A 12799-nucleotide genomic window follows, 5' to 3' on the forward strand; every position below is an offset into this window, starting at 1 on the left:
AAAGTTTATCAGAGAGACGATTTGTTTGATCCTAACAAAATTGTTAAATGGATGGAAAACAAAAAAGAAGTGTGGGGTACCAATATTGAGAGAATGGAAGCAGGAAGAGCACCTATAGGGTTTGATGGTAAGCCTGTTGAGTTGCATCACCTAAAGCAAACGCCTGATGGACCCATAGCGGAAATGAGCCATGAGTTTCATAAAAAATATACTTCTGTGATTCATGATAATCCAAAAACACATCAATCGCTTATAGAGAGAAAAAAGTTTAAGAAGCAGAGAGAGGAATATTGGAAAGAATACGGTAATGGGCATGGAGAACAAGAAAACAGTAGTTCAGGTGGAATAATCAATATGAAATGGGGTATCATAGGTCTAGATTTTAACAGATGGGGACAGGAGCATCGGCAATAATGCTCTAAGATTGATGAAAAGAGAAAAAACAGAGACTTATAAAATAATTGATGGAGAATAATTGATGAAGACCTATACCTTAGATGATGTTACAGTATTAGTTGATAAATATGAAGGTGATATTGTTAATTTTGCTAGCAAAGATAAGGAGGTTGATGATCTCGTGATTAAAAAAGCTGAGAAAATTCTTGGTTTGCAATTCACATCGTCTTACAAGAGTTTTTTAAAACATTATAAAGGCGGGGACATTGGTGGTTATGAGATCTATAGACTTTATAAGGAGTGTGGAGAAGATATTCCTTTTGATGATATTGTTTTCCAAAATTTAAATGATAGGAAACGTGGTTTTGCAACACCAGAACAGCTTATCGTTTGTGATGCCGCTTTTGATGAAACCTTTTACTTTGATTATACGCAGTTTCGGGATGGAGAATGCCCACTCTATGTCATGCTTCCATCTGAAGATTGCGAATATTACGCAAGTAATTTTTATGAATTCCTTTGCAAAAGGATTATAGTACATGCGGGAGAAGAGACACCTGAAGGTGATCAACCGATTGAAAAACCTGAGATCCTTCCCTCTCCACAACCTATCCCTTTTTACAAGCGTTTTTGGAAAAAATTATGGAGAAGATGACATGGGGGGAGGAAATACGTAACGTTTATAAGGGATATGCAGCAGATGTTCCGAGTAGTGGTATTATTTGCGATCTCTTAATTCGCTTCTAAAAAAAATCTTGCAGAACTTGCCACTCAGGGAGATCGTGAAAAACTTGCGGCGAAAAAAGAACTAACCAACCTTGCGGCTAAAGAAAAAAAGAATTGGTTAAAAAAGAAACCCATTAAATTTACTGAACCAGCTGACTCACAGAGATGGCTGGAGTTGGTCAATCCTTATCCAAACCGCCCCTTTGGTTGATCGTATTACCCGTGAGGCAGAAAAGAACCTGATCAAAGCTTGCTATTGGCACGGGCGTTCAAACGGCTCTTGAAGGCGGTTCTTTAGATAAGAACTTTTTAAACAATCTGCGCATCGCTCTGTCTGATACGGTTGGCAAATCGTTGGCAGAAGAAATCGGTACCGCCAAGGCTGAAGGGAAGATTGACACGGTGACGCAGATCGTTGCCCATGCTGGTCTTGGCTGTATTGTAGGTGCGACAGCGAGTGGTGATTGTACGGTTGGCGCCGTGGGGGGTGTTGTAGGCGAAGCCGCAGCCATGCTCCAGTTTAAACTGTGGATGCAAAACATTATCAAAGAGGAAATGGGGGCATTAGATGGTCGCACCCCAACGCCGGAAGAGCAGGCGCGTATAAACGCCAAGATTGATGCGCTATTTGCTAATAAAGAGAGCATGATTGATGTGGCACGCGTTGCTGGTGGCTTTGCTGCTGCCCTTACTGGTGGTGATGTCAATGCCGCAGGTAATGCTGCCGAAAATAATTTTCTTCCTGCGGTAGCAGCTGCTGTAGCGTTCATTGTGTCGCTTACGCCAGAAGAGTTGGCAGCTCTGTCTCTTTTTATGGCTGGTGGAGCAACTCTTGTTCAATCTCCTAGCAATAGGTCGGCTATAGCTGATTTTCTTGCCTATTGGTTTGCATCGAAGAGTGCAGAAGGAGACAGCGAAAAAACAAATCAAAACTCAAAAGAAGAAAAAAATAAAAATTCTCAGAAGGAAAGTAAAAATAAGAAAAAAAACGGAAACAATAAAAAACCACAAAACAATAATGATGGACAGGGGAATATACTTGCACAAGTCAGGAAGCATCATGACAAAAAGCGCGATGAAAAAAAACAAGAATTAAAAGATGAAGGATGTAGAATATGTAAAACAGAAATAGTATTCAAAACTAAAAATGGTAATAAGACAATAAGATCTCGTGCGGATATTGTTGGTATAAAGGATGGTAAACTATTTGTTGGTGAGGTAAAAACGGGAAAAGCTGGTTTAAGTGAAAACCAAAAGATTTTGAAAGGGGCATATAAAGAAGGAAATGCAGAATCCACAAAAGGCGAATTTATGGAATTTCTTAAAGAGAACAAAGAGTTCTTAGAGAAATATCAAAAAGATTTCAAAGATTTTAAAGGAAGTAAGAAAGAATTAGAAAATGAGAATAGAAAATGGATTAAAGAACAATTGAGTAATAAGTTAGACAAAATGGATTTTTACACTTTTCATTATCCAGGACTTTTTGATTGAAAGTGAATAGCGATGCGAACTAAAGACGTGACAGAGATTTTAAAAACGCTTGGCTGGGAACCTTATCGTGCTGAAGATGGGAGTATGTTTGCGCATTATCATCTTCCCGATCGCATTGTAGGCATTAGTTATGATGTTGTAGATTATGGAGAGGATGGGGGAAAGTTTCGGCTATCGGCTAATCTTACCACTGCCGCTTATTGTCTTGCTTGGGAATATGCTAGTGGTGAAGTATCACAGGATAAGTATGAAGATACGCTGTTTTCTGCGAAAGAGGATTTAGATGTTACAGCTTCAGATCTTTCAGAAAGCCATGTTAAGGAATCTTTAAATAGGGTTATCGCTTGGGCGCAAGCACAAGATATTGAACAAAAATTACGTGAAGAAGCTGCTAATCATTCTGCTGTTGCGGAAGCATTACTTGGTGATATTGATGCTTTAAAAAGTTCTAAGTTTACACCCCAATTACATGTACCAGAATTTGCAGATTACAAAACAATAGGGTGGATTGATCGCCTTATTTTATTTGCACAAGCCTATAAGAATGGGGAGTTAGACGATATTCTAACGCATAAAAAGCCCAAACAGAGCTCGATAAGCCTTACTGCAGCAAATCGTATTCTCAAAACCAACGGTTGGTTTTCTACGGAACTTGGAAAGATGTGGCTCTCTTTGCCAGATCGTTTTATTCAATTTGATTTTGGTTTTGTACATCTCCATGACAATTATAATGTCCATCTTGAAGCTGAGATCTCTAACGAAGAGATTTCTGTAGCTTGCAAATATATTTACTATAGGAGAGAATATATTTGGATAGGACCTACGGATATTTATCGATCTTTTAATACGATTGGAGGGGAGAATTTTCGTGGGGTTGATAAAGGAATTGATATTTGCGTAGAGACATTGAATGAGCAAGAGTTGACAAAAATCTCTGAGCGGGTGATACAGTGGGCACGTGCCCAAGATTTACAAGCATCAATAGAAATCAAAACTCGTGTTCAAAAGTATAGCTATTATCCAGCTGTGATTTGGCATTTGGCTTGTTTAGCATTGACGGGTCAAATTGATATCCTAAAATCTTATCAAGATTCTATCACTGAGGGTAAGCTGCCTGAGTATTTGCAAAATCTTGATGAAGAACTGGAGGAGTATGTTAACCATGCCGTTGAATTTGCTGAAGAGCATCTAAAAATTCTTAATGAGCGAGAGGCAGCAGAAGCACATCTTGGTCCACAAGCTTTGATTACTTTCAATAAAGTTGCAGAGCAATTAAAAGTGATGGGGTGGACAGTTTATCGGGATAAAAACTACAATCGTAATGCTTATTTTATAAGTAAAGACCGTATCATCAATATAATGTATAACCTTCAAAGTGATGAAGAAGAGCCGATTGTTGCATTTAAGGCTTCCCTTTCAACACTTAGTTTTTCTACGGCTCATAGAGAGATTTTCTATAATATGCCTCAATATATAGCCCTCAAAGAAGCAGAAGAAGTTTATATAGTTTCTACTACAGAATTGGATGAAGGCAAGCTAAAGCAGATTTGTACAGATATAGTTGAGTGGGCTGAGCAGCAAAATGTCAATCAGATCATTTATGATTATGCGGCTTTTTCCCCAGACACTGAACTTGATCTTGTAGCGCGTCATCTTATTGCGCTTGTTTTGATTGGGGATGTTGAAAAGCTCAAATCTTATAAGGAGAGTTTTAGAAAGGGAAATCCTTTAGGTTTTGTGGAAGAAATCTCAAAATATAGAATTGATAATCTCCTCACTCTTGCACGGGGTTATCGGACCGGTTTTCCCAAAAACACTCCAATTTTAAGCTTGGATCCACAAACAACATCTGTTGTTTCTCAAACAGCAGCTGTTGAAGTGACAGAGGAGATAGAGGAAACAGATGATAAAGATGCTGTATTAACAATGGAAAGGGCTCATGCACTTTTAAAAAGCCTAGGTTGGTCAACTGAGAAGATCAATGAAGATGATTATATGGCAAGCTATCAATTGGCGGATCGTGAAGTAGATATTCTTTATAACGATGAAATTGTCAAAGATTGTCCACAATTTGATAGCGCCTTTTTGATTAGCACCGGTATCCTTTCTGCTGCTTGCAAATTCATTGATCCTACACACACGGAAGATTTTCCAGATATACAACTTAATTTTGAGGCAAAAGGATTGGAAATCTTTGAACCAGAAGTTACTGCAGATCGTTTAACACAGGCGCTTGATGATGCACTAGAATGGGCAGTAAGCGCTATTGATCTTTCTGAAAGACTTCGCTCTGATTATGGTATAGCGCCTTGGCAACAGGATGCAACGTCTAAAACAGATGATACAGATAATGCTTTACTTCACCTTGGAGCCCTTGCTTTATTGGGTGATGTTGAGACTTTGCATTCTTATCAGCAAAGTTTTGCAGCAGGAGATCATTTAGGCTTTAGCAAAAGCATCCAACAGCTTCATCTTGAACGCGCTATCGCTTTAGCCAAGGAAGTATCAAAGGTAAAGCAACTAAGCTACGCTTTGATTGAACGGGTTGCAAAGGATTTTACCAATCACTCAGAACTTCCCAGCAATGAGCAACGCTGCTCTTGGAAGGAAAAAATCACTCAATTTATGAGAAAAAAAGACAAGAAATAGCCCCTAAAAAATATCGAAAAGATTTCAGAAATTTAGAAAATAAGGCGCGGTTCAAAGCTTTGATCAGTAGTTGAGAAACTCAACAGTGGTGTGGCTCTGATTGTGGTTTTGGTGCAAGATTTAAAGGAAATAACTTATACAAAAAGACCTATAAAATTATTCCACAGATTAGCAAAATCGCTTTTAATAGACTTTTGTCATTTTAGTCAGTTGTTTTTAGACCCTCTATTATTTTTTTCAAATAAGAGAAAATTAAAAATATTATATTTCAATATGTTAAGTTTTATCGATTTTTTAAAATACAACTTATTAAAACAGCCATAACAAATAAATACAACCGTAAATATATATTTGTCAGTTTGTGTCTGTAAATTGAACCGACAAAAGTAATCATTTTAGTGAGTGATTAAAACACGTCTTTAAAAAACATGTGATCTTTTAAAGCCTTTCAAAAGACAGTTTATAATCATAAGAAATGCTATCAAGATCATTATGGTTATAGTTTAGGGGGTTTAGGGGGGTATGGGTGTTCTTTTTACACCCTCCTTTATATATATTTTTTAGTCAAAAATAAAAGTTATTATATTTCAATAAGTTAATGTTTTAAATAAACAACCTATATTAAATACAACATATAAATACAATCTTTAATATATATTTAAGAGGGTTTTGTAGGTGTTTTGGGGGTTTTAAAAACAGACAAAACCTATAAGCAAAATGAAGATATAAAACTCTCTTTAAAGAGTTTTTTTGAAAGCTATAAAGCTATCATTTGAGATTACGGTATAATCTCTTAAAGGCAATCCAAATGACGGTGTTTAAAAGTGCAAATGATTTCTTTTTAGAATAACGCATATAAACACTCCTTTTAAGATTATAGGTAATCAAATTACAAAAGAGGTATAGTTTATAGTTATAAGGCTCTATACCCCTTATGATTAGCATATCCATTATGTGAGCATGGCAAGTCTATTCAATTTCTTTAATTTCTAATTTTGGTAGGCTCTTAACAATTTTCATTGTCTCTAAACTTACGGTAATAATCCTTTGAAACAATTCTAGAGGGTAGGCAGGGTTTCCAACGGTTTCAACAGCATAGCGATTGGCATCATTAACAATGCCACTCTTTTTATCTGTTTTTACACATTGACGCCCCATAACCCATTCAAGAGCAGGCTTGCCATTGACGATATAGTCATAAGCTTCCTTGGGTATATCTGTCATGATGATATTACTATTATAAATAACCGTCGATTTATCCTTTTCCTTGCTATTTTTAATTTTTGCGAATTTCATTTCATTCACGTAATAAAACTTTTCTGGATTAGAGATATCAATCTGTTTTGGATTACCCTTTTTAAAGATCACTGGATAAGGTTCCACATCTTCATAATTTACGTGCAAATGAGCTAATTTACGTCCTGCTGTAATAAATTTCCAAAAATCATCAGTACTCTTTACACAAGGGATACGAGGCAATTCCTTGCATAAATTATCAGCATAACGAGTACAATAATCTTCCGAATGCAAAATCCCATAAACATAATAGAATAGATCATCTTTTGTTATATTCTCATTAGGATAAGCAGCTCTAAAATGGTCTAGACCTTCATCCGTAATGGCATCACGCTTCTGTAAACCAGTATTTTTGCTTTCTTCTGTAGAAATTAAAAATAAATGCGATTGTTTCTTATTTTTTATGGGTTCTACATTGTCGTAGATATATCTTGGAAAACATTGACCATTCTCTATTATCTGAAGATCAGACACAATCTTAATCATGATGACAGAAAAATCTTTCGTTGCTCCTATGCCGGTAACTTGTATGACTCTATTTTCAACTGCTTTTCCCATAGGAAATATGCGCGGCATTTGATAAACTCTCTCATTGAAAGTACGATTATAATAGAGCCACTGTTGTGTAAAAGGAGGATACAGACTTTGTGTAAAGCAGGTATCTTCAAGTTCAAAAACTTTCCCTTTTACCAGTTCTTGCTTAATATTATGACTCCAACTGATTTTATTTTCATCAGAATTTACAAAATTGTTTATAACATTTTTACGTATCCTGCGATCAACATGTCCATAACCATTTTTAAAACGTTCTACTTCACTATTATAGAAAGTAATCATATTACTCATGTTTTTTGCTAAAATTTTACGGCTTGAGTTATATGCCCAGGCATCACGATTAGTTTTGATACCACACGAAAAAGTTTTAAAAAGCTTTTTATGATTATTCTTATCACCTAAAGTTAAGAATGTCTTGAAACTATCATCACGTTGATCAAGCCAATCACCATGTCTGTCTGGTGTGATTATTTGCCAGCCTTTTTTGCTCCGTGTAATACCATCAATGCTACCAAAGTCCTTAATTATCTTAAGCTTTTTTTCTCTTGTGCAGTAATCTTCCACAGCATGGAAATATATTTTCTCACGCTGTTGAGATTCTGGATTTTTCACGAGAATAGAGATACTATAGGGGCTCGAGAACCCTCACCAAAAATTCCACCACTTTCTTTTTTACGTTGTTCTCCAGAAGTCCGCGCATTTCCCCGCAAATGGAAAATATAAAGGCTGCTAAATTCCTCAACGAGGCATTTGCGTAAGCCCGTTGTAGAATGTCCCGTAATAAAACCCGCATTTGTGACAAAACCAACAACACCGCGGTTTTGTATACGGTCACTTGCCCAACGAATTGCTTGTATATAACTGTCATAAAGTGCTTGTACGCAAGTTGCTTTAGATTGAGCAGCATAAGTTTCTCCAATACGGTCATTCAATATGGGATAAGGAGTATTTTTTGCATTATCATTTTCACTTTTTTGCCCTGTTGAATAAGGAGGGTTGCCAAAGATAACTTCGATATTTAGATTTTTCTGATGCTCTAAATATTCACTGTTTTCTTTCATAGTACCTTCCATCAGATCTTTTTTCTCAAAAAGATGAAACGTATCAGTTAAACCAATATGCTTGAATGGGATATAATTCCCTTTCATAAGACCATGATAGGTTGCTTCGATATTAATGGCTGCTATGTAATAGGCTAGCAAGACAATCTCATTAGCATGAATATCATAACGGTATTTATATTCCATGTCCTCTGGTTTTATAAGATTTGATTGTAACAACCGTGTGATAAAGGTACCAGTACCCGTAAAAGGGTCAAGAATAGAAACACCACGTGATCCTAGACTTTTTCCAAATTCATTGCGTAAAACATCATCAACAGAATGAATGATAAAATCAACAACCTCAATGGGGGTATAAACAATTCCTAATTTTTCTACTGTACGTGGAAAAGCATAACGGAAAAATTCATTATAAAGTTCTACAATTAAGCTTTGTTGTGCTTCAAGAGTGGTAATTCCACGCGTGTAAAATTGCACACTCCTAGAAATATTGTTGAGATCTTGAGATTCTTCTTTAAGAGTAAAGTTATCAAGGGCATTGAGTACACGTTGTAAAGCACAAGATACGGGATTTTCTTGAACAAACTGATGCCCCTCAAATAAAGCATTAAAGACTGGACGCGTCACAAGATGTTGCGCAAGCATTTCAATCGCATTTTGTTCTGAGATAGTTGTATTTAAATTGCTACGCAATTCGGTCATAAAATCATTAAACACCCGCCGTGTTTCAGTTTCTGATTTCGTCAAAACCTCAGTTAAGCGTGTGATATGAGTTTGAGCAAGATCACCAACATTTATTGCCCATTTTTTCCAATAGCTAGGGTCGTAAAATCTCTTAACAATAGCAGCTTTAATGACATCTTTACATTTAGAAAAAAGGGGGAGTTCTCCTTGTACTTCATGTGTTTGAGAGGGTTCATAAGTTGCTAACCCAATATTAAGTCCTGAATATTCTAATTTTGAGCGTGTAGGTAAATCATCAATAACTGTAGTCGTATCTTCTAACGCAAGTTCTTGAGAAGCAGCAACAATTTCAAGAGCATGGCTTACGTCTTGTTTTTTGTGCATATGATGAATTATTTTATTAAAGTTATCATCATGTGCACGTAAAGCATTGAGAACTTGCCAAATGACATTATACTTTTTGTTGTTTTCTAAGGCTATTTCCGGTGGAATGCCAGCGGGTATCCCAATGGGGAGAATGATATAACCTCTTTTTTTACCCTCCGCTCGACGCATGACGCGTCCTATCGCTTGAATAATTTCAATTTGACTTTTACGCGGGTGTAAAAATAGAACGGCATCAAGAGCAGGAACATCAACACCTTCAGAAAGACAGCGTACATTGGTAAGTACACGACAAGTATTTTCCCCCGCATCTTCCTTTAACCAGTCAAGTTGTTTTGTACGCTCTTTAGCACTAAATGTTCCATCAATATGAGCAAGGGTACAGTTAAGAGGAAGAGTATCTTTATAGTTCTTATGAAGAGCGCGCAAAGATTCTTGCACTTTTTCTTTTTTGAATCTTTTGCATATGCGTTTAGAAGTCTCAATATCTTTGCAAAAAGCTAAAGCTCTACGCATGGGCTTGGGGTCATCTTCAAGATCAAGTTTCAAGTCCATTTTGGTAAGGGCTCTATAACAGCCATTAATCTTGGTCCTATCGTCAAGAATAAGCTCATAATCCTTATCGGTAATAAGATGTTGAATGGATTTGCTTACTTCTTCTTCATTGACAACTAATATGATAACTTTACAAGGTGATAACAGCTTATCCTCTAAAGCACGTGAAAAGGTGTAAGTGTAAAGTTGTTTGCCATAGAGTTTTTCATTATCCATGGACACCAAAACGTTATTGGATAAGAAAGCATTCCTTTTCAGCTTGTCACTAAAGATCTTTGGGGTTGCTGTCATGTAGAGGCGTTTTTTGCCTCGAATAATGCTATTGTCATGAACCTTGATAAATTCAGATTCATGCTTGTCTGTTCCCAACACAACACCAGTTGTTCTATGGGCTTCATCGCAAATGATCAGATCAAATTCAGGTAACCCATGGGTATTTTGTGCATCCGAAATCACTTGGATAGAATGATAGGTTGAAAAGATCACCGTCATTGCCTCTGCGAAGCTTTCACAAGCCTCTTTGGCAAGTGCTTTGGCATCCGTTGTAGCTGGCAGTACAAGATCTGATGTTTCCATGCCAACAATATCATCTTGGTTTTTACGACGCTTGCCAACTTTTGTATCAGAACACACGGCAAAGGAACGCAAGGGAATTTGTGCATCAGCTGTCCATTCGCGTATCGTTTGCGAAACTAAAGCAAGGGAGGGCACTAAAAACAATACACGCTTGCCTTTTCCGGCGAGAGTTTCGGCACTCTTAAGGCTAGTGAAAGTCTTTCCCGTTCCACATGCCATAATCAGCTTGCCACGGTCTGCTTCTTTTAAGCCTTCACAAACTTTCTTGATGGCTTCTTCCTGATGGGGGCGAGGTTCTTTTGTAGATTTCAGAACAACTTCTTGTTTTGTTGCAAATATTTGCCAGTCTATACGACTGTTTTCCATATGACGAAGGTCAATGCGATAAACGGGTATCGCTTGTCCTTTAATCATTGCATTCACATTGTCAGTTAATTCCACCTCAGTGCTATCAACAAGAAGACGATATTTAAAAATATCTTTTCCAGAAGCAGCGATAAAGCTATCAATATCCTTTTTACTGATCTGATGATCTGCTTTATAAAACTTACACTGAATAGCGACATATCCCTCTTGATTACGAAGCTTAGCGACTAGATCAATGCCGATATCATTTTTATTCCAATCTTTACGCTCTTTAGCCCATTCAAAATAGCTTTCAACCTTTTCATATCGTCCATAATGGAGAGGGTCATGCATAAGATATTTGGTAACAAAATCTTCAAAAATTTTCCCCTGTTGAGCTTTTGAAGTTGTCTGTTCACGATAATATTCTAAGAGAGAGCGTAAAGTGATTTGTTCATGATCAGACTTAAGAGATTGCAGCATATTATAACAGAGCTCCATTTTGATATGAGAGGGTTAATTATTTTCAAAAGAATCAAAATGAAGCTTATTAAATCCATTTTGAACGAATTGAGAAAAAAATGCAGGAAAATGCGAAAAAACGGATATTTTTTTTCAAAAGGGGTTTAAAAGGCTCTTTATCCACAGCCTATGACGTAAGTCAGATCAACAACAGAATAGTGAAATTTGCTCTTTATTTCACATATCATTCAAGACAAATGCACTATGTGTTTAAAAACATCAGAATGATCATTTTGATGCATTTCACTATAGGTTTTGAAGGTTTCTCAAACCCTCAAAATACCTTCAAAAATATACTATGGGCTGAATTTAAGGTTGCGTTGTCGATATAGGTTGTATCATTAAAATACTAACATATTGAAATATAATGTTTTTAATTTTTTACCATTTAAAAAAATGCTATAGGGTTTAGAGTGAACTGACTAAACTGACAAAACTCTTTTTACAAAGTCACTCAGATCATTTGCTTTTGGAGAAAAGTTCCTTGATGAGAATGCCATAAAAAGAGTTTTGCGTGGTTGTCTTTAAGACTTCAAAGGAGATTTCTTCATTGTTTGCTATGATAACTTTTGACTAAGCGATGCAAATGAAGAGCATGATCTGTAGTTTATTTATGCGCGTTATCGAGTGCAGGATAGGGGTGCGCAGAGAATTTATTCTCTCTTATTGATGGATGTCTTAAGGCATTAACTGGGAATATTGTGGCCATAAACATTGACTTAGGAAACAGTTTTGGTTACATGGTTAATGATATGTGTATGGGGGAGAGATTTTCACACAATTTAAATCAAGCAGGATTTTGGTGCAATTTGTATTGGGTTGCAGAGATATGTGCTGTTATTCAAAATCGTCATAGGATAATATTGGTTTGAGTGGTATTGTTAAAAGTTCATGAGGCGCTTTTTTAGCAAAGCTTTATGAATGACCAAAGCGGGGGAAGTCTTTAGTGTTTTTTCTCTTTTTGCGCCAAGAGAGCTTTTTAAGGCTTTTTCTAGTTATTGTTGTGTTGTTTGGCATGTTTCATGGCGCAACGGTTTATGCCCATTCTCCGGCTATTTTATCTCCCAGCTTGCCAACAGATAATTTTTCTCGCGGGTATTCTGAGCAACAACAATTAGAGAGAATTGAGAATTTACGGGCATTAACGCCTAAAAGCCTTACAATGCCTTCAGAAGAAAACCATGGTTCATTTTTGGGTGGAGGATACTGCTTTTCCATTCATCATATTGTTGTTGATGGGGTCCGGCATATAAAGAAGAGCGCCATAGCAGCAGTAACAGATGCTTATGTTGGAAGATGCATAGGTCTTGGGGATATCCAACTCTTGATCAAGCAATTAACCAAGGTTTATTTAGATAAAGGCTATGTAACGGCGCGTTTTTATATTCCTGATCAAGATATCAAAAACAGCAAGATATTAAAGTTTGTTGTTGTTGAGGGGAAGCTTTCGGATATTTATTACAATGGTTTTCCGGCTTCTGCTTACAATCATGTTGTGTGGAGTGCTTTTCCGGGGCTTAAAGGCCATATTCTCAATATGCGGGATATTGAACAGGGGC

At 36.7% G+C, this 12799-nt stretch carries 4 protein-coding genes and 2 pseudogenes; 5 read left to right on the forward strand and 1 reads right to left on the reverse strand.

What is annotated here, in order from left to right:
• The 4 genes and pseudogenes from PVV64_RS09180 to PVV64_RS09195 all read left to right on the forward strand — a co-directional run.
• On the forward strand, positions 1-414 hold a 414-nt coding region (locus PVV64_RS09180; RefSeq protein ID WP_273760723.1), incomplete at its 5' end, for an HNH/ENDO VII family nuclease.
• A gap of 64 nt (positions 415-478) precedes the next feature.
• Positions 479-1051: an SMI1/KNR4 family protein gene (locus PVV64_RS09185; protein WP_273760724.1), complete on the forward strand. Its 573-nt coding sequence runs from the start codon at positions 479-481 to the stop codon at positions 1049-1051.
• A 227-nt stretch (positions 1052-1278) separates the two neighbouring features.
• Positions 1279-2613: pseudogene (locus tag PVV64_RS09190) on the forward strand (DUF637 domain-containing protein); the annotation flags it as partial.
• Between the two features lie 12 nt (positions 2614-2625).
• Positions 2626-5262 (forward strand): DUF6990 domain-containing protein, encoded by a 2637-nt coding sequence (locus tag PVV64_RS09195; protein WP_273760725.1) that lies wholly within the window; start codon positions 2626-2628, stop codon positions 5260-5262.
• Between the two features lie 969 nt (positions 5263-6231).
• Here the strand turns inward: PVV64_RS09195 and PVV64_RS09200 are convergent.
• Positions 6232-11201, reverse strand: a pseudogene (locus PVV64_RS09200) (DEAD/DEAH box helicase).
• Positions 11202-12186: 985 nt separating this feature from the next.
• Here PVV64_RS09200 and PVV64_RS09205 point away from each other — a divergent pair.
• Positions 12187-12799, forward strand: a 613-nt coding sequence (locus PVV64_RS09205) for a POTRA domain-containing protein (RefSeq protein WP_273760726.1), incomplete at its 3' end; no start/stop codon positions are given.

It is taken from the genome of Bartonella sp. ML70XJBT.G, from assembly GCF_028618575.1.
Lineage (GTDB): Bacteria > Pseudomonadota > Alphaproteobacteria > Rhizobiales > Rhizobiaceae > Bartonella.

What these genes read in the sequence shown, in the direction of transcription:
- PVV64_RS09185 (WP_273760724.1), top strand. Translation starts at nt 479, where the DNA reads ATGAAGACCTATACCTTAGATGATGTTACAGTATTAGTTGATAAATAT.
- PVV64_RS09195 (WP_273760725.1), top strand. Translation starts at nt 2,626, where the DNA reads ATGCGAACTAAAGACGTGACAGAGATTTTAAAAACGCTTGGCTGGGAA.